General features: G+C 61.4%; 15 protein-coding genes. 9 read left to right on the forward strand and 6 right to left on the reverse strand.

What is annotated here, in order from left to right:
• The first annotated feature begins 97 nt into the window (after window positions 1–97).
• The 3 genes from tssB to AWB67_RS24365 are packed head-to-tail and all read left to right on the forward strand — an operon-like array spanning window position 98 to window position 3579.
• The gene (gene tssB, locus AWB67_RS24355; protein WP_087658784.1) at window positions 98–613 is read left to right on the forward strand and encodes a type VI secretion system contractile sheath small subunit; all 516 of its coding nucleotides are present in this window, start codon (window positions 98–100) and stop codon (window positions 611–613) included.
• A gap of 48 nt (window positions 614–661) precedes the next feature.
• On the forward strand, window positions 662–2200 hold the full coding sequence (gene tssC, locus AWB67_RS24360; protein ID WP_087658785.1) for a type VI secretion system contractile sheath large subunit: 1539 nt from the start codon (window positions 662–664) through the stop codon (window positions 2198–2200).
• A gap of 11 nt (window positions 2201–2211) precedes the next feature.
• Window positions 2212–3579 carry a type VI secretion system Vgr family protein gene (locus AWB67_RS24365; RefSeq protein WP_087658786.1) on the forward strand — a complete coding sequence of 456 codons (1368 nt, stop codon included), beginning with the start codon at window positions 2212–2214 and terminating at the stop codon, window positions 3577–3579.
• On the opposite strand, the gene AWB67_RS39660 is transcribed toward AWB67_RS24365, so the two are convergent.
• From AWB67_RS39660 to AWB67_RS24390, 5 genes are read right to left on the reverse strand one after another with little or no spacing between them, the layout of a single operon-like run.
• Window positions 3516–4634 (reverse strand): KPHS_23130 family T6SS system protein, encoded by a 1119-nt coding sequence (locus AWB67_RS39660; RefSeq protein WP_510183504.1) that lies wholly within the window; start codon window positions 4632–4634, stop codon window positions 3516–3518. The genes AWB67_RS24365 and AWB67_RS39660 overlap by 64 nt on opposite strands.
• A 12-nt stretch (window positions 4635–4646) precedes the next feature.
• The gene (locus AWB67_RS24375) at window positions 4647–4892 is read right to left on the reverse strand and encodes a PAAR domain-containing protein (RefSeq protein ID WP_087658811.1); all 246 of its coding nucleotides are present in this window, start codon (window positions 4890–4892) and stop codon (window positions 4647–4649) included.
• A 26-nt stretch (window positions 4893–4918) separates the two neighbouring features.
• A complete protein-coding gene (locus tag AWB67_RS24380; RefSeq protein ID WP_087658788.1) occupies window positions 4919–5986 on the reverse strand; it encodes a T6SS immunity protein Tli4 family protein in 1068 nt (355 codons plus the stop codon).
• Between the two features lie 14 nt (window positions 5987–6000).
• On the reverse strand, window positions 6001–7758 hold the full coding sequence (locus AWB67_RS24385; protein WP_087658789.1) for a Tle4 family T6SS lipase effector: 1758 nt from the start codon (window positions 7756–7758) through the stop codon (window positions 6001–6003).
• Window positions 7755–8936, reverse strand: a complete 1182-nt coding sequence (locus AWB67_RS24390; protein WP_327366415.1) for a DUF2345 domain-containing protein — start codon at window positions 8934–8936, stop codon at window positions 7755–7757. Before AWB67_RS24390 ends, AWB67_RS24385 begins: the two co-directional genes overlap by 4 nt.
• Before the next feature lie 476 nt (window positions 8937–9412).
• Between AWB67_RS24390 and AWB67_RS24395 the strand changes: the two genes are divergently transcribed.
• From AWB67_RS24395 to tssJ, 5 genes are read left to right on the forward strand one after another with little or no spacing between them, the layout of a single operon-like run.
• Window positions 9413–12748 (forward strand): ImcF-related family protein, encoded by a 3336-nt coding sequence (locus AWB67_RS24395; RefSeq protein ID WP_235025291.1) that lies wholly within the window; start codon window positions 9413–9415, stop codon window positions 12746–12748.
• Complete coding sequence (tssA, locus tag AWB67_RS24400; RefSeq protein WP_087658792.1) at window positions 12745–14328, forward strand: type VI secretion system protein TssA; 1584 nt, start codon at window positions 12745–12747, stop codon at window positions 14326–14328. Before AWB67_RS24395 ends, tssA begins: the two co-directional genes overlap by 4 nt.
• Before the next feature lie 23 nt (window positions 14329–14351).
• Window positions 14352–16127, forward strand: a complete 1776-nt coding sequence (gene tssF / locus AWB67_RS24405; protein ID WP_087658793.1) for a type VI secretion system baseplate subunit TssF — start codon at window positions 14352–14354, stop codon at window positions 16125–16127.
• The gene (tssG, locus tag AWB67_RS24410; RefSeq protein WP_087658794.1) at window positions 16124–17158 is read left to right on the forward strand and encodes a type VI secretion system baseplate subunit TssG; all 1035 of its coding nucleotides are present in this window, start codon (window positions 16124–16126) and stop codon (window positions 17156–17158) included. Before tssF ends, tssG begins: the two co-directional genes overlap by 4 nt.
• A gap of 13 nt (window positions 17159–17171) precedes the next feature.
• A complete protein-coding gene (gene tssJ, locus AWB67_RS24415; protein WP_087658795.1) occupies window positions 17172–17675 on the forward strand; it encodes a type VI secretion system lipoprotein TssJ in 504 nt (167 codons plus the stop codon).
• On the opposite strand, the gene AWB67_RS24420 is transcribed toward tssJ, so the two are convergent.
• Window positions 17672–18955, reverse strand: a complete 1284-nt coding sequence (locus AWB67_RS24420; RefSeq protein WP_087658796.1) for a glycosyl hydrolase — start codon at window positions 18953–18955, stop codon at window positions 17672–17674. The two genes, tssJ and AWB67_RS24420, sit on opposite strands and share 4 nt — an antisense overlap.
• A 584-nt stretch (window positions 18956–19539) precedes the next feature.
• On the opposite strand from AWB67_RS24420, the gene AWB67_RS24425 reads away from it, so the two are divergent.
• Entirely contained in the window at window positions 19540–19791 is a 252-nt protein-coding gene (locus tag AWB67_RS24425; protein ID WP_125477654.1) for a hypothetical protein, read from the forward strand.
• The last annotated feature ends 12 nt before the right edge of the window (window positions 19792–19803 follow it).

A 19803-nucleotide genomic window follows, 5' to 3' on the forward strand; every position in this document is an offset into this window, starting at 1 on the left:
ATAGCCGGTTAATCGGATTTTTCAAGTGAGCATGGCCGCGCGTCGTGGCGGAGTCGCTTGCGTGTCGTATAACCATCGATAAAGGAAAAGCCGAACCATGTCAGAAAGTTTCCAAAAAGAGATTCCCAAGGCGCGCGTCAATATTTCGCTGGATTTGCATACAGGCGGGGCGCAGAAGCGCGTCGAGTTACCGCTCAAGTTGCTGGTCGTGGGCGACTACAGCGCGGGTCAGGCGGCTGGCGCGCTTGCCGATCGCAAGAAGATCGACGTCAACAAGAACAACTTCGATGCGGTGCTAGGCGATCTGAACCCGCAGGCGCGCATCAACGTGCAAAACACGCTGGCCGGCGACGGATCGGACATGACCGTCGCGTTGAACTTCAAGTCGATGAAGGACTTCGAGCCGGAGCAGGTGGCCAGGCAGATTCCCGAGTTGCAGACGTTGGTGGCTGCGCGCAACCTGCTGCGCGACCTCAAATCGAACCTGCTCGACAACAGCACGTTCCGCCGCGAGCTGGAGAAGATCGTCAGGAACCCGGCGTCGACGGAAAGCCTGCGCGCGGAGCTGGAGAAGATCGGCACCACCCTCGTGCCGCCGGTGGCCCATGACTGAACGCGCCCTCGCCCGCTAATCAAACTGACAACGCACAACAGGAAGACCATGTCACGCAATGAAGCCCAGGCGCTCGGCGCCGAGACGGTCACGCTGGAAAAAGACGGCCCCAGCGTCTACGCGACGCTCTTCGAAAAGATCAATCTGAAGCCTGTCGCGAGCGCTCGTCCGCTCGAAGCGTTCCAGGACAACGACGCGCTCGCCGAAGCGCCGACCGACGAGCGCCTGTCGCGCGCGGTGAGCGTGTTCCTGAAGATGGTCGAGGGGTCGAGCCGGCCGGTGGATCGGGTGGACAAGTCGCTGCTCGATTTTCATATCGATACGCTCGATCAGAAGATCAGCCGCCAGCTTGATGCCGTGATGCATTCGGACCAGTTCCAGCAGATCGAATCGGCGTGGCGCGGGCTCAAGTTCCTCGTCGACCGGACGGACTTTCGCAAGAACGTGCGGATCGAATTGCTCGACTGCTCTAAGGACGCGCTCCAGCAGGACTTCGAGGACACGCCCGAAGTGATCCAGAGCGGCTTGTATCGGCACACGTACATCCAGGAATACGACACGCCCGGCGGTCAGCCGATTGGTTCGATCATCTCGAACTTCGAATTCGCCAACTCGCCGCAGGACATCGCGTTGCTGCGCAACATCTCGAAGGTGGCGGCGTCCGCACACATGCCGTTCATGGGATCGGTCGGGCCGAAGTTCTTCGGCAAGGAAACGATGGAAGAGGTTGCCGCGATCCAGGACATCGGCAACTACTTCGATCGCGCCGAGTACATCAAGTGGAAGAGTTTCCGCGATACCGATGACGCGCGCTATATCGGCCTGACGATGCCGCGGGTGCTGGGCCGTCTACCGTACGGCCCCGATACTGCGCCGGTGCGCGCCTTCAACTATCAGGAAGCGGTCAAGGGCACTGATCACAGCCGCTATCTGTGGGTCAATGCGTCGTTCGCTTTTGCCGCGAACATGGTCAATAGTTTCATCAAGAACGGCTGGTGCGTGCAGATTCGCGGGCCGCAGGCGGGCGGGAAGGTCGCGGATTTGCCGGTGCATCTGTACGACCTCGGCACCGGCTATCAGCCGAAGATTCCAACCGAAGTGCTGATCCCCGAGACGCGCGAATTCGAGTTTGCCAATCTCGGCTTCATTCCGCTGTCGTTCTACAAGAACCACGACTTCGCGTGCTTCTTCTCGGCGAATTCGGCACAAAAGCCCGCGCTGTACGACACGAAGGAAGCCACTGCGAACAGCCGCATCAATGCGCGTCTGCCGTACATCTTCCTGCTTTCGCGCATCGCGCATTATCTGAAGCTGATTCAGCGCGAGAACATCGGCACGACCAAGGACCGTCGGCTGCTGGAGATGGAACTCAATAACTGGATCAAGAACCTCGTCACCGAGATGACCGATCCGGGCGATGACTTGCAGGCTTCGCATCCTTTGCGTGAGGCGAAGGTGACGGTGGAAGATATCGAGGACAACCCGGGCTTCTTCCGCATCAAGCTTTTCATCATTCCGCACTTCCAGGTCGAAGGTATGGACATTGGGCTGTCGCTCGTGTCGCAGATGCCGAAGGCGAAGAGCTGAGAGTCGCCGCCATGGGTTCGATGACCTTACCGACGCAGGCTTACACCTTAAGTCTCGCGAAGCAGCCCGCGCCGTTCTCAGTGCTGTCGTTCGAAGGGCGCGAGGCGATCAGCGAGACGTACCGGTTCGCGATCGAATTCACAAGCGCGCGGGCCGCGATTCCTGTCGCGGACGTGCTCGGCAAGCCGGCCAGGTTCGCGATCGAACCGATCGACACCAACGCCGGGCTGCCTGCGGAACTCGTCGCGCGGCTTGCCAGGGAACCGGCGCGGCTCTTCAACGGCATCGTCACGGCGTTCGACGAATTCGGTTCGTCGGCCGATGAAACGCGCTATCGCGTGGTGCTCGAGCCGCGTCTGTCGGATCTGAAGCTCGAAGTCGCAAGCCGGCTGTTTCAGAACCAGACGGTGCCTGCGATGATCGAATCCGTGTTGCGCCACTATGGTTTTATCGCGATCGATTTCCAGTTCAAGCTGCGCGCCAAGTATGACAGCCGCGAGTACAACACGCAGTACGGCGAATCGGCGCTTGCTTTCGTCGGGCGCATCGCGGCCGATGAAGGCATCTGGTTTCGCTTCGAGCAGACGGCCGAGCGCGAGGTGATCGTGTTCGGCGACGACCTCGATGCGTACGCGCGCGAGCCGAAGTTGAACGCGCCGTATCGCGAAGAAGGGGGCACGGGGGGCCCGGGTGTGGAATCGGTGATGTCGCTGAGCGAGCATCGTACGCGTGTGGTGCAATCGGTGACGGTGGACGATTACAACCATCGTGCGGCGGGTGTGGCGTTACTGGCTGAAGTCAACGCGGCGCGCGATGATGGAACCACGGCTGGCAACCAGTATCGCTGGGGCGAGCATCACGCGACGCCCGAGGCGGGCAAACGTGTCGCGACGCTGCGGCATCAGGCCGAACTGGCGCGTCAGGTGGTTTTCGAAGGCGCGGGCAACGTGATCGGCATGACGCCGGGCGCAGTGTTTCGATTCAGCAATCGCCAGCTTGCCAACGCCGAGCATGGTCTGTTGCTGACGACCGCCGTTCATCGCGCTTCTCGCAAGGAAGCGTATACGTGCGCGTTCACGGCGATTCCTTCGGATCGGATCTATCGGCCTCTGGTCGATGCGTCGGCGAAACCGAAGATCACCGGCATTCTTCCTGCGCGCGTGATGTCGCCGGATAACTACAAGTACGCGTATCTCACGCCGCAAGGCTGGTATCGCATTCGGTTGCCGTTCGATCTCGATACGTGGAGCCCGGGCGGCACGAGCCGGCCGGTGCGGCTCGCGAAGCCCTATGCGGGGCGGGATTATGGGCATCACTATCCGCTGATCGATGGTACCGCACATACGCCGGGATGTCCGATTGCGACATCGACATCGTGAATGCCGGAGAAATCGGACGCGTGCGAAAGACCAAGCGCCAACTTTGGCGCGCTTTCCAGAAAAGCGGTCTTGTCCTCAGGAAACAAACCTGCCTGCCACAGATCGTTGACTTCGATGTTCGTTGCATTTCCGCACAACAATGCTTTAGGGATTCCGGTGTGAAAATCGGATACGTCGCTTACGGTCGGGCGATGCAACAGTGCAAGGGGCGTCAGATTTCGCCGCACGGCCAACGGCGCCCAGGCAAGCAGCGTTGCGACCGCAGACTCGGCACTGTTCTCCGGAGGACTCCTGTGCAACTGCGCAGATACGAATAGCACGAACTTTTCGAGCGCCGGTCCCCCTCTGACGTCGAGCCATTCGTCGAGAACCATCAATCCCTGCTCAACTGGAACCAATGTCACCCTCGCGTGACGAAACTTCTTTGCCTTCCAGCAACCCTCCCATGCCGACACGAGCTTATCGGCTTCGGTGTCAGCGGGAAGATGCAATGCGACGGTAAGGGGAACGTCACTCGGGACACTATTGAGCGCCTCATCCATCCGATCAAGCAGATTGTCGAAACACCTTCCGTATTGATCTTCAGTGCTCGCACTAACGTCGACGTCGAGCGCGGTATGCCGTACGGCGTGCTTGCCTCCCCGAGGCTTTCGAGCACTGAGGATTTCCTCTTTAGAGAGAATCAGGTCTGAGAGCTTGCTCTCTCCCGCTGCAGTCGAATATGCGATCTCGATGACGGCCAATGGCTCGCTCGCGAATCGAATCGCCTTCTCTCTGTCCTGCCGGCGGACTTCTTTTTCCGCGTTCTGGCGCGCGGTCTCGTCATCGTAGTGGTGCAAACGAAAGCCGTATACGAGGCACCATGCCAATGCCGGTAATCCAAGCAAGCGAATCCAGAACCACGCCGAACCTGTTGGCTCGCTCGTCGGCCACGTCAATAGTCCAATGACAACGCCGGCGAGCATGAATACCACGAACAGACCCAACCATATGATCGGCCTTGGAGGTTTGGGCGCGGCTTCATCTAGCTCGGCAGGAGGAAGAACTACGGGCATAACCTGCGGGGTTTAGATAAGACTCGAAATCAAACGACACCCGCACATCGCTCGATGGCCATGTCGGGCAATTGGCACACCATCGTCCATCATTGACTCATCGCCCTCGATGATGAGATTGGGGCTGATGTCATGTAGCGGACACGACACCCTGTCGCCCTTCCTCGCGACAGAGCGTTCGTCGTAGCTCATGGATGACGACGCGCTGATCACCCTTCCACCGTGATCGGTCGCATCGCCCAGTCGAACGAGATTCATGCTATTTATCTCTTCTGTTGTGTCGATCATTTCGCCGAAGCCGTCGGCTGATCGGCCCGAACTGCATTCGGTCTCAAGCGAATCGACTTCACGATGGCGTCCCACAGTCCGATGCCTTCGTTTGGCGTCAGCGATGAGCTCACGTAGTCTCCTGTTCCCAGTCGTCCACCAGTCCCGAGGTTGATCGAAAGATAGGGGCGAGACAACGCCGGCCTGGCTCGCATCGACTCGGCGACAAAACGGAGCAGCATGTTGTCGTGCTCGTCCGTCATTCGTACCACCGCCTCGTGGGCTTCCATGCCGCCAAGCGTTGTGTCTCGATTGCGCAGCATGTGCATGTCGGATCGACCATCCGCGATCCGCACGCGTTTGGCCAATAGTTCATCAGGTTGGTCCGGTAGCAGCGCCTTGTTGTAAACGTTCAAAAGAAGATCTGGATGTCTGTCCATCATGTAGTCAATATCCGCGTGCTCTTCGTCCTGATTGCTGTCGATCACGACCGGCCCCAGGCAAAATCCCGGTCCGGCCTTCTCGGCATCGTCGTAGCTGCGGATCTGCTTCGCGACTTTCAGCATGCGGGCAGCAACTTGCTCGGGTAACTCAGTCACGCCACCCGGCTCGTAGCGGCCAGCGTCGGGAACACCTTCGTAAGATTCCGCGGTCAACCGTAGCTGCGTGCTTCCAACCAGCACGAGCAACGCGTGCTTGCTGGCGGACGGGCTTCCAATATCGTCATATTGGCGAAGATAGATCGTTCGATCGTCTATGACTTGATAGTCGAGCAACATGGACTTTTTCGTCGACCAGTTCTGATCGCTTTTGATCCTCTCCGCTTCGGTCGAGGCTTTCGCGCGCATCGCCTCTATCGTGCTATCCAGCGATTCGATCTCCACGTCCACTGTGTTGAAGCTCTCGTCCAGACCAAACGACAACTCGACTCGCCCAAGCACCTTCATGTCACGCGGAACGTCCATCACGAACCGGCCCACGCAGACGGTCTTCATGTTTGCGGTCAAACCTTCAATCACCTTCTTCTCCTTAGCCGTGGGACCACATCCAGCGAGCGTCAATATCAGGAAGGCGCCAATCGACATCCATCCACGCGCCGTCATGCATTCACCTTTGCTTTGGATGCAATCTTCTGTAACGCATACAACACGACCAACTGTGCCGTTTCATTGCGGTAGGCTGGTTCGTGCTTGATGTCGGGCAGGCCGAATTGCTGCTGAATCGCGTCGCCGCCGCTGTGAAGCGGGAACGCCCCCGAACTGACAGGGACGGTGCCGTCACCCCCGCCATCCTGCTTTGCGCAGATCAAATCCCAGTGGCTTGTTTCGTACGAGGTCGGGCCTGCGCCATATGTATCGCCCAGCGTCAATACGGTCTCGGTTTTACCTCCAACCCGCAATGGGTTGCCGCCGTCATCGCGCACACCATCGAAGCCCATGTCACGGACCTGTTCGGGGGTCGGACGATTCGATTGACCCTCAGGGCGAAGCGCACCGGCCTTGATCGTCCAATGCACGCCTTCGAAGCTCGGAACAGCCTTATCCCTGCCATAGAAAACGTATGTATTGCGGTGGTAGGAACTCGCTATCCCTGCATGGAATGTCGCCGCAAGCTCAAGGTTTTGTAAGTATTGCCCCCATTTCAGCCCAGTTCCGCCCGGCGGACTCAGCCACTCCTTTCGAATCAATCCCCACCAGCGATCTTCGCGGAGGTAGATCTCACGATAGGGGTCGCCTTGACTCGGTTCCGCACTCGATGACTTGCCCGACGGTCCATCGATCGTGAGCCAACCTGCGCGATACTCAGCGGTGGGAAGCAGTTGCAGGGCGCCCGGCGCCTGCGCAAAGACCGCAGTCACCTCCTGCCCGGTATTGCCGATGACCACGCCGGCCATCGGGTCCTCGTCTTTCATGCCGATCTTGCAGCGACGATACGCAACCGCCGCTCCGACGCTGGGCATAACGCCATGCACGACCCCCGCGATCAACTCGTGCATCGCGGGTAGCTGCTGACACGAACGCGCGACGAGACCACCCATCGAATGAGTCACCAAAATGACCTGCGAGCACTGTGAATGGGCGTGATTGTTCTCCACGATGACCGCCTTGATTCGTTTTGCGAGAAGCTTGGCAGCAACAGCGTTGCTCTCCAGCCAGTTGTAGCCGAATGCGTACACCGGCATACGGCACCGCGCACGTGCAATCAGGTCATCCGACAACAATTCGACTGGGCCCTTGTCGCTATGCGTTGGCAGGCCGCGCATCGACATGCGAATGCCTTTTGCCAAAGGTGGCGCTTCGCGCGGCCGTTCACCGGGCTTGGGGCTGGCGTTCATCGCCACGTACGAAAACTGCGGCCATTTGGCGGGGTTGCAGCCCTGACCGTTCAGAACCCGTTCCAGCCACAGCAGAAATTCGTGATAGCTGCCTTCTCCCACCTCGCCCCATCCACGTGATCGGTATTGATCATGCTTGTGGACTGAGCCACCCAATCGCTTGGGTACGGCGCCTCGAGGATCGACTTCCACCGCTGCTGGATTAAGTGTTCTCTGCCGGTCGCCGGGGCTCCTTATCCCCATATCCTTCGCAAGCCCAACCGGCACGTTCTTTAGAGGGCCTAGGTTAAAAGCTTCGGAAGGGTTGTCAAGCCTCCAAGCGCTTTTGGTTTCACTCTTCGCTTTCAAATTCGAACCCATGATCCCCGGCACGAAGATCACCGGCAGCACATTCCCAGGCGGCAATTCGAGAATCACCGGGTCGGTAAGATGGGCCGACGTCAGTTGCCAGCTAAACTCCAAGTCCCCGTTAGCACTAAACCCGCCAGGCGCAAATCGCGATGTTTGATCGACTCCGCTCATTGAGGAGCTCCTTCATTTCCGCTTCCAGGAAAGCTGATACGCAGCCCCTCTACGCTGACGCCCTGCTGAAGTTCGATCACTCCGTCGGCATCGGTCACGCCGCGAATCTCGCCCCCATCCGCGCGCGTCAGGATAAAGGCGTGATTGCGGGCCGCCTCGCCATTCGGTAGCTGCACGCGAAAACGCTCATTGAACGCCGTCCCACTCCATTTGTTGGCAGCCAAAGATTGAAACTGCGCCCCGCTCTTTCCCCAATACGCGCACTTCTCCAGGATGTCCCCAGGCGTACCGTTTTCAATGCGCTCTCCGCTTATCCGGATATACGATCCGCCTGCGCCAATCCAGACCTCTTTCGCAGCGGTGAGAACAAGCTTCCCGTCACTGCTGGTGATCGTCACGTCGTTGAGTGCGGAGAGAGCCATTTGGCCGTCCTGCGCCTCGATCTCGACTTTGCCGCTGGCCGCGATTAGCTTCATCCCGAGCTTCTGGGCAAACAGTGAGATGGCTTCGCCAGCCGCCACCGTCGCTTTCTTCAGAACACCGATGTCGACGGAGCCGCCAGCGTTGAACGACAAGTTGTTCCGCGCTGCGAGTTGCAGATGCTGCCCGCTCGTCAGCGCGATACCTTCAGGCGCGGACGCAAGAATCACGGCGCGCTGCAGTCCATCAAGCCGTTGTTCGAGGAACTGCCGTTGCTGATCGATCTCGGCGAGATGCGCGTTCGCAACCGCAGCGCGGTCGGTAAGGCTTCGCATCAATTCGAACGCTTCGCTTAACTGGGCTTTTGCCGCTCGCATATCAAGTTGCTTGCCGTTCGCCTCAGGCTGTGCTTCTGTTGTCAAAAGCATGCCTTTTTGGGCGCGAGCAACCACATGTCCGTCAGAGCGCAACTCGGCGCCTTGCCCCCGCTCCCTACGGCCGGCATCGACCATCTGCCCCAAATTCAGCTCACTACTCTGAAACGGCGTCCTCAAATGAACGTGCTCGGTCCCTTCACGATCCTCCATCCGCAGCTCATTCCTGCCAGCCGTGCGAATGATATTGCGCGTGTGATTCTCGTTGTTGACGTGATCCAGATGCTGGCTGTCGTGCAGCGCGCCGATGATCACGGGCCGATCAGGATCGCCTTCCGTAAAAATGACCGCGACTGCGGGATGGTTAGCCGTGGCACTAGCCATCGAGTACGCGGCACGATCGGCGACGCCACAACTCATCGCGTGGCGAGAAGAAGACTTACGCCTTGCCGTCGCACAGCCATTGAGCCTCGAAAGCAACTGACAAGTAATACATGAGCGCACGCAAAAGAAAAATTTGGGGATATTGGATCATCGTCGGAGCCGTTACGTTGGCGATGGCAATCCTTGCGTACTACAAAGGCGGCGCGGTAGATCCAATGCCGTGGCGAAGAGTGTGGCCAGCATTGGCGGCCGGCATCGCAGCCGTAATGCTTCGCGCCCCGCTCGCGAGAGCCTGGCTCGCTGTGGCACGTTGTGCACCGAAGCGGCAATCCGGTCAGTATGATCGCGACCCGATGGCCCGTGTCGGAGCGGAGCAAACAACAAAGGCTGTCAATCTGAACTCGTACCGCTCCAACAGGCTCCGGGAAACGCTTCGCGAACTTCACGGATGGCGCTGGCGTTATCGCGAGCGATGGGTGCTCGTTGCAGGCGACGAATCGCTGGTCAAGCGCCTGGCACCCGGGCTCGCCGATACCGGCTACGCGATCGCCGGCGACACGGTGCTTCTATACGCCAAGCAAACTGGCAGCGCGCTCGACACTGATTGGCTCGATCAGATCCGGCGCATGCGCGGCCGGCGTCCCGTCGATGCGATCGTGGCTGTGTTACGCGCGCAGACATCCTGTGAGCAACGGTTCGATGGCGGAGCACTCGCACAGCGTTTGGCTCAACACGTCGGTGCACTGCGCTGGATCGCGCCAACATATCTGTTGAGCGTCACGGAATCGGGCAGCCGCGCGCCGATTCTGGACGAGTCTATTGGCTGTACGTGGTCCAGAACGAGACCTCATGTCGATGAAATCGACAACTCTCTGTGCCAACTCTCTCGAGAACTGGCCGGGATCGGTGTCGCACATGTCGCGAAGAAGCTTCACGATAGCTATCCTGCTGAACTGTCGAAGCACATCGAGAGGTATGGCAGGGCTTTGTCGGCCCTCATCAGCCAAATCGACCAGGCGCGTGTGTGGCGTGGTTCGATTCATGGTGTGTTCTTCACAGCGTTTCTCAAAGAGCGTCCGGCGAGCGAGGCCGAAGCTGAAAAAGTCGATACCGAATCTTGGAACTCCGTGTGGCACGCTGTTGCCGCACACAGCCACCACCTCCGTGGCCACCGCGTCGGCTTTTCACTAGCGTCCGCAGTAGCGTGCCTCGTCACAGCCGCCACTGCTCTGTGGATCGCCGGCACTTTACTCTCCGGCTTCAACAACCGCACAACGATCCAGACCGCTGCCGACACGGCATCGAACCTCTCAACCGCGCAAGATCGCACGCAAGCCGCACTCACGCTCGACGCCCTGCAAAAGACGATCGACACCCTCGAAACCCGCCAGCGCGAAGGCAGCCAGTGGTACACCCGTTTCGGCCTGAACCGCGATACGGAGACGCTCACCGCCCTCTGGCCCACCTACGCCACAGCCAGCAACCGCACGCTGATCCAACCGATCCGCGCAAGCCTCGAAGCCGACTTGCGACAACTCGGCGCGCTAACCGATCAGCAACTCGCGAACGGCGGCGAAGCGCAGATCAAGCGCGCCTATAACAAGCTGAAGGCTTACCTGATGCTGGCCCAGCCGCAACACGTCGACGCCAGATTCCTGATCCCCGAACTGATGCAAACATCTGAACCCACGCGCCCCGAATCGTCGCAGGTGAGCCCGGGCGCCTGGCACGACCTGACTCAACGCCTCGTGACCTTCCACGCGAACCACCTCGCGCAGCACGGCTCTTCGCTCGCGATCCCTGCCGACGCAAGCCTCGTCAGCACGGCGCGCCAGACGCTCGTCAGCGTGGTCGGCCTGCAGAACTCGACCGACACCGTATACGAGCAGATCCTCGAAGAAAACCGCAGCAAGTATCCGCCGATATCGCTACAAACGCTGCTAGGCGACGAGATCACCAGCGGCGGCCTCTTCGCGACGAACAAAACCGTACCCGGCATCTACACCCGCGCTGCATGGGACGAACGCATCGGCCGCGCGATCGACGCCGCTGACGAGCAACGCACGATCGCAGCCGACTGGGTGCTAACGACGGCGCCCTCAACCGTCCCAACCAGCTCCCTCAAACAAGCCCTGCGCCAGCGTTACTTCGACGATTACGCGCGCAACTGGCAGCAGTTTCTCAACAGCGTGCGCTGGCAGCCGGACACGACGCTATCGGGCACCGTCGACCAGTTGAGCCTTTACGCCGACGCCCAACGTTCACCGCTCTCGGCGCTGTTCAAGGTGATCGCGTTTCAGGCCGCAACAGGTACGAGCGGAGAGTCGCTGTCGGACACGCTCGTCACGAAGGCACGGGAGTTGATCAAGGGCAGCGCGAAGGAGGATCCGTCCAAAGCAACCCCGTCCAAAGCAACCCCGTCCCCCGACGCCCCGCTCGCCGCCGCATTCGCGCCGCTCCTGCGCCTGGCCGGAAGCGATAAGACTTCGACAGCACAATCCGACCTGAGCCTCCCGCGCTACCTCGAACGCGTTACGGCGGTGCGCCTGAAGCTGCAGCACATCATGGCGAGCCCCGATCCCGACGCCCTGTCCCGCACGGCGGCGCAGGCGGTCCTGCAGGGCAAGACGTCGGACCTCGGCGACAGCCGCGACTACGCGGGCCGGGTCGCCGCGAGCCTCGGCGAACAGTGGGCTGGTCTCGGCGATGCGCTGTTCCAGCGTCCGCTCGACCAGACCTGGGATGTCGTGCTCAAACCCGCATCGTCGAGTTTGAACGAGACGTGGCGTGCCTCCGTCGTCGCCGCATGGAACAAGTCGTTCGCCGGGCGCTATCCGTTCGCGGACTCGGACAACGATGCGTCGCTGCCGGAGATGGCGCGCTTCCTGCGCGCCGACAGCGGCGTGATCGCGCAGTTCGTCACGACGCAACTCGGCGGCATCCTCGAACGTCAGGGCGACCAGTGGGTCGTCGCGCAAGGGGCGGGGCGCAATGCACTGGCCGTCGACCCCGAGTTCGTGCGTTCGCTGAACCGGCTCACGCGCGTATCGAACGTGTTGTTCCCGAACGGCGACGCGGGCGTGCGGTACGAACTGCGCGCGATTCCGACGCCCGGCGTCATCGACATGAGATTCAAGCTGTCGGGCCGTGAGCTACATTATTTCAACCAGAAGGAGGAATGGACGCCCTTCATCTGGCCGGGCGATGCGCTGGAGAACAACGCGCACGTCGAATGGCAGACAGAGCAGGCGGGCGTTCGTTCGGACCTCGATTTCGCGGGCCGCTTCGGCCTGATCCGGCTGCTCGAGCGCGCGACGGTCACGCAGCAGGACGGCGCGCGCTATGTGCTGAAGTGGATGCCGGGTGGACGGACTTCGGTGCCCGTGGCTCGTAAGGACGAACCCGCGCGTCCGCGGCTCGAAGCGAGCGTATCGGCTCCGGCAAAAGCTGTGCACATCCACGACGACTGGAGCGCAGACCCTTCCGCGACGCTCGTGTCCACAGCGCTTACGCTTGCAGCCGTCGAAACCAAGCCCGCGTCCAGCCCGCGCGCGACGCCGAAAGAAGAAGTACGCCCCCGCGCGCCGGTCCAGCCGATCGCGTTGCAAGTGCAACTGCGCAGCGAGTCGGGCGCGGGTCCGCTCGATGCGTTAAAGCTGCGCCACTTCGCGCTGCCCTCGCGCATCTTTCTGACCGGTGCCGGAGGGCAGAGCTTGTCGTCTGATCCGCCGCCCTTGCCCGCGGCGGCAATCGCGGCGGCGAAGCATGCCGCGACGCCGTTGCCGCGTCATACGATGCCGGAGATCGAATGAGCCTTTTCTCGAATCTGCTCAAGTCGCTGATCGGCGCGCGCGATCCCGACGACCTGCTGCGTGAACGTATCGATTCGTGGGCAGCGTGGCTCGAGCCGCTTCCTGGCGCCGACGGCATCGGTCGCGACCCGGGCTATGAGGACGCATTCTTCGCGATCAAGGACGAACTCGCGAAGCTCTCCGGCATAGACGATGCATTGATCACGCATTCCTGCGAGCAGTTGCTCAAGGAGACGGGTAAGGACCTGCGGCTCGCCGCCTACTACGCGTACGCGAGGCTTCGACAGGACGGCACAACCGGTTTCTCCGATGGGCTCGAACTGACCGCCGCGCTCGTCGATCGCTTTGGCGAAGCGCTGCTGCCGGCGCGTGCGGAAGCGAAGAAAGGCGCGCTCGACTGGCTCGCGACCTCGCGCATGATCGACCAGTTGGCAGGCGTCGGCGATAACGCGTCATTCGCCCCCGCCGACCTCGAACGCGCGATGGCCGCGCTGAACCTGCTCGTCACGCGCACGGCGCAGTGGTCCGAAGCCGCGCGTCCGAACCTGCAGCCGCTCATCTCGCGCTTTGAATCGTACACACAGCCGATGCAGCCGACGCAATCGGCGCCTGTGCCCGCGGCGCTCGCGACGGCGCAAAGCAGCATCGCGCCGATCGCGTCCACGCGCGACCTGCTCGACCAGACCCGCACGATGGCCCGCTACCTGCGCGATCAGGAGAACGGTTATCTGCCCGCCGCGCGCCTGATCCGCTGCGTGCGCTGGGATACGGTCCACGACCTGCCGCCCGCTGATACCCAATCGCGCACGCGTCTACCCGCGCCGCGTGCCGAGTTGCGCCAGCAAGTTCGCCGGCTCGTGCTGCAAAAGCACTGGCACGAACTGCTCGAACGTGTGGAGGGCGCGTTCACCGAAGGCGCGAATCACCTGTGGTTCGACCTGCAGTTCTTCCAGCACACGGCGCTCGATCACGCGGGCAGCCCGTACACCGAGTGGCGCGATCTGCTGCGCACCGATTTCGCGCTGCTGCTCGAGCGCCTGAATGGCATCGAGCGGCTCGCCTACAACGACGGCACGCCCTTTGCCGACGACACCACGCTCGACTGGATCGCGCGCCACGCCGTGGTGCGCGATCTGGAGGCAGGCGAGACGCTAGCGCCGCTGCCCATATCGGGCGACGAAAACGATACGAGCGGCTGGGTCGAGATGGAAGCGCAAGCGCGCGATCTGCTCGCAAGCCAAGGGCTCGATGCGGCCTACGCGTGGCTGGCGGGCCTGCCCGGCATCCAGTCGGATCGACAGCGTTTCCTGCAACGCTGGCTGATGGCGCGCATAGCGGACCACGGCGGGAAGCCCGACACCGCGCTCCATCTCCTCACCGATCTGAATGAAACGACCGGACGATACGGCCTCACGCATTGGGAGCCTGTATTGACTTTCGACGTGAAGCATCACCTGCTGCGCGTGCTGAAGGTAGCCATGACCCGCAAGGACGCCGACAAACCCGCGTTGAGCCGTCGCGTCGAGCAACTACAGGGCGAACTGACCGTGCTCGATCCGGCTCGCGCCGTAGCGCTCTAAACGAACCAGGGAACTCAAAAAAAATGGATGACTCCATCCTGCGCTACTACGAAGCGGAGATGCGCTATCTGAGCGAGGCCGGCAAGGAATTCGCCGAGGCGCATCCGGACCGCGCGCGCATGCTGAATCTCGATCGCGTGGGAGATCGCGATCCGTACGTCGAGCGTCTTTTCGAAGGTTTCGCGTTTCTCACGGGCCGCCTGCGCCAGAAGCTCGATGACGAATTGCCCGAGCTGACCGAGGGCCTCGTCAGCCTTTTGTGGCCGCATTACCTGCGCATGATCCCGTCGCTGTCGATCCTCGAAATGACGCCCGCGCTCGAAACGCTGCAGCAAACGGAGATCGTGCCGGCAGGGCTCGCCGTGCGTTCCGGCAAAGTCGGCTCGAGCGGCGTGGAGTGCCTCTACCGGACGACACAGCCCGTCACGCTGATGCCGATCCGTCTGACAGGCGCGGCGCCATCGGTGCGCCACGACGCCCGCTCGGTGATTCGCTTGAGCTTCGAAATCGATCGGTCGGCGCGTCGCGAGGCGCTGGATCTGTCGCGCATCCGTCTGTACCTGAACGCCGATTTGCCGGTGGCTTTCGCGCTGCATCTCGCGTTGACGCGACAAGCGCAATCTGTGTCGCTGCGCATTCCGGAAGTGCGCGACGGCGTGCCCGTGCAAGTCAAAAACGCGCGGTTCGAAGCGGCTGGCTTCGCGGCGGACGAACGCCTCTGGCCCAAGGCCGATATCGCTTTCTCGGGCTATCAGTTGCTGCTCGAATACTTCACGTTTCGCGAGAAGTTCCTGTTCGTCGACCTGTGCGGCCTGGGCATCGACGCCTTGCCGCCCGATGCCTGGAGTTTCGAGGTCGAAGTGCTGCTCGCCACGAGCTATCCCGCCGATCTGGGCTTCACGGCGGCCAACGTGCGCCTCTTTTGCACGCCGATCATCAACCTCTTCGAACTCGATGCGGAGCCCGTGCGCATCAATCATCACGACACCGAGTATCGCGTGAAGCCGATGCATCATCACGGCGCTTTTGTCGAGACGTATTCGGTGGAAGCGGTCGAATCGTTCGATCACGAGAGCGCCGAGCGCTTCGAGTATGTGCCGTTCTCGACGTTCCGCCATCGCGGCGGAATGCTTCGCCACGAAGCGCCGGAGCGCTACTTTCACACGCGCGTGCGGCAGGGCGTCAAGGGCCTCTTCGATGCGTGGATCATCCTCGGCGGCCACGCCTGGGAATCGATGCAGGACTTGCCCGAGGAAACGCTCTCGCTGCGCGTGACGGGAACCAACGGCATGCTTCCGCGCAAAGGCCTGCGCGAAGCGAGCATCGTCGATCTCGTCGAAAGCGCGCCGAACGTGGCGCGCGTGCGCAATCTTACGTCGCCGACGCTGCCGGTCTATCCGCCCGTCGACGATCGCTTTCAATGGCGCGTGCTCTCGCATCTGGCGCCGAATTTTCTATCGCTGATGGACGCGGAAGTGCTGCGCGGCGCGCTCGCGCTTTACGACTGGACGAGCGACGAGATGAACCGTCGCAGGCTGGCCGGCATCCAGCACGTATCGCAGACGTTGAAGCGGCAGGTGAAGGGCGGGGGCGTCGAGCGCGGCGTGCTGGTCGAAGTGACGCTCGACAGCCACGCGTTCGCGGGCGAAGGCGATGTGTGTCTCTTCGGCGAACTGCTGCATCGATTCTTCGCGCTCTATGCGGAAATCAATCTTTTCACGCAACTAACGGTCATTTCGCTGCTGTCCGGTAAGCGCATCGGTTGGCCGGCGAGTCATGCCGAACGTGCGCCGCTATGAACGCGACGGAAACCCGAGTCGGCAAGCCGGATGTTCCGCCCCTCATGCGTGCGGTGCTCGCGCGCGCGTCGCGGATGAACTTCTTCCAGTTGTGCCAGTTGCTCGAACGTCTTGCGCCGGACTACGCGAGGCTCGGGCTGTCCGACAGCCTTGCCGACGAGCCCGTGCGGTTCCGGCCGTATCCGAAGGTGGGATTTCCCGGCACGGAGGTCGCCGCCGTCGAATTCGATGACGAGCGTCCGCACGCGCCGCCATCGGTTCGCACGACGTTCCTCGGCCTCTACGGCGTGAACGCGATGATGCCGCCGCACCTGATCGACGACATCGTTCTGAGGCGAGAAGGGCACGAGGAGGTCATGGCCTTTCTCGACGTGTTCAATCACCGGATCGCGACGCTTTTTTATCGTGCGTGGCGCAAGTATCGATACGCGGCGGGTTTCCGGCCGGGCGGCACCGATGCGATGTCGCGCGACCTGCTGTGTCTCGCGGGCTTCGGTCTCGGCGACAAGGCCGCGCGCACCGGGTTGCCTCCTGCACGCGTGCTCGGTTTGCTGGGCCTGCTTACGCAACGCACGCGCACGGCCGAAGGGCTCGTCGGAATCGTGGCGCTCGCGGTGCCCGGCGCGGGCGTGAAGATCGACGAGCGGTTTCCGGTGTGGGTCCGGCTCGAAGATCAACGCGGGCTTTGCTCAGGCGAAGGTCTTGGGCGCGGACACGTACTCGGGCGGCGCATCCTCGATCGCGGCGGATCGGTGCGCATCACGCTTGCGCCTGCGAGCGCCGCGCAGGCACATGGCCTTCTGCCCGGCGCGCCGCTCTATCGCGAGCTGATGAGCCTGCTGCGCGTGTATCTCGGTAACAAGGCGGATGCAGTGCTGCGCATGGAAGTGTCGGCGGCTGTCGCGCCCGTGCTGCGGCTCGGGACGACCGCTGGAAAAGAGGAAGGCGGCCGTCTAGCCTGGACGACGTTGTTGAAACCCGTGGGGGATCGCGTGATCACGATCCCTCTAGGCCGCTACGAGGCCATTTGAACCTGGAGTCTGCATGCGATTTTTCGTTGTTCTAGTAGCGCTTGCGTTGAGCGCGTGCGGCGCGTGGCAGTCGGTATCCGATACGACATCGGACGCTTACCACGCCGTGTTCTACAAGCAGGTCAAGACGCTGAACGTCGATTTCACCGCACGCGCGTCGCTGAATCCGGACGAGGCGGATCGTCCGGTCTCGGTCGCGGTGCGGGTCTATCAGTTGAAAGACCGCCAATCGTTCGATGCCGCCTCCTACGACGATCTCCTGAAGAACGACCGCACCGCGCTAGGCGGCGATCTGCAGGACGCGGCGGGCGTCGTCGTCAATCCGGGGAGCGCAGCGAGCCTGTCGCAACCGATGCGTACGGACACGCAATATGTGGCGATCGTCGCGTTCTTCCGCGATGTGCGCAATGAACGCGACTGGCGCCGCGTGATCGCGAAGAAGTCGATGCCGGCGGATGCGCCGCTGAAGTTCGAGCTGATCGATCGCGAGTTGATCAGCTCGAGCGACTCACGCTAAACCGGATTCGCCGCGATGAAGTTCTTCATCGTCGCGTAGGCCGGGTTGCGGGTCACGCCATCGGGCTGGATGAGGCCGTAGTTCCCATCGATCACCGCGTACATCATGATCGACTGGATGTTGTACTTGTCCTTGATCTCGCGATACGAGCCGAGTGCGTACGCAATGTAATCGGCGGCGGCTTGCGGCGTGTCCTTGGCGCCCGACCAGCCGAATTCCGTCAGCCAGATCGGTACGTTAAACGAGTCCTTTAGCACCTGAAGGATATTTACGCACGCATTGTTGCGCCCGGCGCATTCGATTTTGCCCGAGCTCTTGTACCAGTGATACGTCGTAAAGTCCCAGCGCACGGGCGCGGCGCCGCTCACGCCCTGCGCCGTGCCGTTCGGCGATACGCCTGTCCACAGCATCTGCAGCGCGCGATACCCCATCGGGATGCCGACGTTTACGCCGCAGTGGATCTTCGGATCGACCGCCTTGACGCCGTCGATCATGCCGCGAATCACGCCTCGGAACGACGGCCAGTGCGCGGGATTCCAGTCGGACGTCTGACTGCCGTCGCCAGCGATCTTGAGGCCGACGGTATCCAGCTCATTGCCGCATTCGATGTATTTGACGAGGCCCGCGAGCGGCTTCGTCACGCGCACGGCGAGGTCGTAGCCGAGCGTGTAGGCGGCGGCTTCCGTGCTCTCGGGGTCCCAGCGGGCCGAGCGCGGGTTGATCACCGGGAAGATCGCGACGCCGCTGCCGGCGAACGGACCCTTCAGCGCGGTCGCGAGATACGTGGACATGCCGGCGTCGGCGGTGTCGCAGCGGTAGTTCGTGACGCCGAGGTCCTTCAGGATCGCGAGCTGCTGCTCGGGTGGCATCGTTTGGTAGATGCTGTTGTTGCCCCACGCCATATGGCCGTTGATGCCGTAGAAGAGCGCGGCGTCGGCGGCGGCCGTGTTGCCGCGCGGGTCGGACGTGCCGATCGAGGTCCACGGACTGCCGTTCTTGTACCAGCCGCCGATCGAGTTTTGCGCGTAGATCTCGCCGTTGAAAAACAGGATCAGGACGAGCGGTTTGGCGGAACCGGTCGGGACGCCGGCGCCGTTCTTCGTCACACGGCTGTTGACGAGCGTCCAGAGGTTGCCGGTGTTGTCCGTGATCGATGCGGCGGGCGGGATGACCGTGCTATTCGGCGATGCCTTGTTGGTTGCTGCTTTTGAAACGGGGGTGATGTCGACTGCGTTGTCTGGTTCGCCTGCGCTGCCGCCGCCGCCGCATCCGGCGAGCACTGCGCTGCCGGCGCCGGCTATCGCCAGGGAGAGAAACTTTCTGCGGGTGAGGAGTGATGTTTCGCGTGAATGATGGGTCATGATTAACAGGTATATCCGATCCGATTTTGTCAATGGACCGAATGGTATTTAACGAACTTTTACCTGTCAGCGTTACGGATTCTTAAAAAAATGTGGATGAGTTAATAGATTTGGAAAATGCCGGGCGGAGAGGGAATTTGCTGTTCATTTCGCTCCAGCGGGAAATTATTTCAATGCGTTATCAATGCGAGAAACGATCAATATCGATTGGCTGAATAAACGTTGCTCGCAGAAAGTCCGATCCGGTTATTGGAAAATGATTTAGCGGATTTATCCTATTTACCGGATTTTAAATTCGCTGAAGCGCAGTAAATAGCGCACCTTCCCATCTCGAACACTACCCAATTCGCTCCACTTTCAATCCGGCAAACAAGCGCCCAAACCCCCGTCTGTTCGACGCGCCAAGTTCACGCCTCTGCTGCGACACTCCTTCCATGCTCGCGAAGAACCAGCCAGAGCCGATTACCGAAGCGTTTTCCCATGATCCCGATTGCAGTCAGTGGATGGTCCGTTTGAAAACCGTCGTCGAACACCGGCGGGAGGCCGATCACGTCCGGCATCGGCTGGAAGACGAAGGCGTGACCATCGCGCGGCATCGCTCGCGTTCGGCACGTGGCAAGCGCACGCGCGACGACTGGCTGATCCTCGGCGGGCTCGCGCTGTTCATTGCGTCGGTCGCCGTGTTCGGGGTGATCGCCGTATGGCAGGTGGCCCAGTGGCTGCTGCCGTTTCACTGGATGTCGTTCGCCGACTGACCGGGCGCCAGG

This window comes from Caballeronia terrestris (assembly GCF_001544515.1).
In the GTDB taxonomy this organism is placed as follows: Bacteria; Pseudomonadota; Gammaproteobacteria; order Burkholderiales; family Burkholderiaceae; genus Caballeronia; species Caballeronia terrestris.

Excerpts from the sequence above, each read along its gene's own strand:
- tssB (WP_087658784.1), top strand. The coding sequence starts at position 98 with ATGTCAGAAAGTTTCCAAAAAGAGATTCCCAAGGCGCGCGTCAATATT.
- tssC (WP_087658785.1), top strand. The coding sequence starts at position 662 with ATGTCACGCAATGAAGCCCAGGCGCTCGGCGCCGAGACGGTCACGCTG.
- AWB67_RS24365 (WP_087658786.1), top strand. The coding sequence starts at position 2,212 with ATGGGTTCGATGACCTTACCGACGCAGGCTTACACCTTAAGTCTCGCG.
- AWB67_RS39660 (WP_510183504.1), bottom strand. The coding sequence starts at position 4,634 with ATGCCCGTAGTTCTTCCTCCTGCCGAGCTAGATGAAGCCGCGCCCAAA.
- AWB67_RS24375 (WP_087658811.1), bottom strand. The coding sequence starts at position 4,892 with ATGAATCTCGTTCGACTGGGCGATGCGACCGATCACGGTGGAAGGGTG.
- AWB67_RS24380 (WP_087658788.1), bottom strand. The coding sequence starts at position 5,986 with ATGTCGATTGGCGCCTTCCTGATATTGACGCTCGCTGGATGTGGTCCC.
- AWB67_RS24385 (WP_087658789.1), bottom strand. The coding sequence starts at position 7,758 with ATGAGCGGAGTCGATCAAACATCGCGATTTGCGCCTGGCGGGTTTAGT.
- AWB67_RS24390 (WP_327366415.1), bottom strand. The coding sequence starts at position 8,936 with ATGGCTAGTGCCACGGCTAACCATCCCGCAGTCGCGGTCATTTTTACG.
- tssA (WP_087658792.1), top strand. The coding sequence starts at position 12,745 with ATGAGCCTTTTCTCGAATCTGCTCAAGTCGCTGATCGGCGCGCGCGAT.
- tssF (WP_087658793.1), top strand. The coding sequence starts at position 14,352 with ATGGATGACTCCATCCTGCGCTACTACGAAGCGGAGATGCGCTATCTG.
- tssG (WP_087658794.1), top strand. The coding sequence starts at position 16,124 with ATGAACGCGACGGAAACCCGAGTCGGCAAGCCGGATGTTCCGCCCCTC.
- tssJ (WP_087658795.1), top strand. The coding sequence starts at position 17,172 with ATGCGATTTTTCGTTGTTCTAGTAGCGCTTGCGTTGAGCGCGTGCGGC.
- AWB67_RS24425 (WP_125477654.1), top strand. The coding sequence starts at position 19,540 with ATGGTCCGTTTGAAAACCGTCGTCGAACACCGGCGGGAGGCCGATCAC.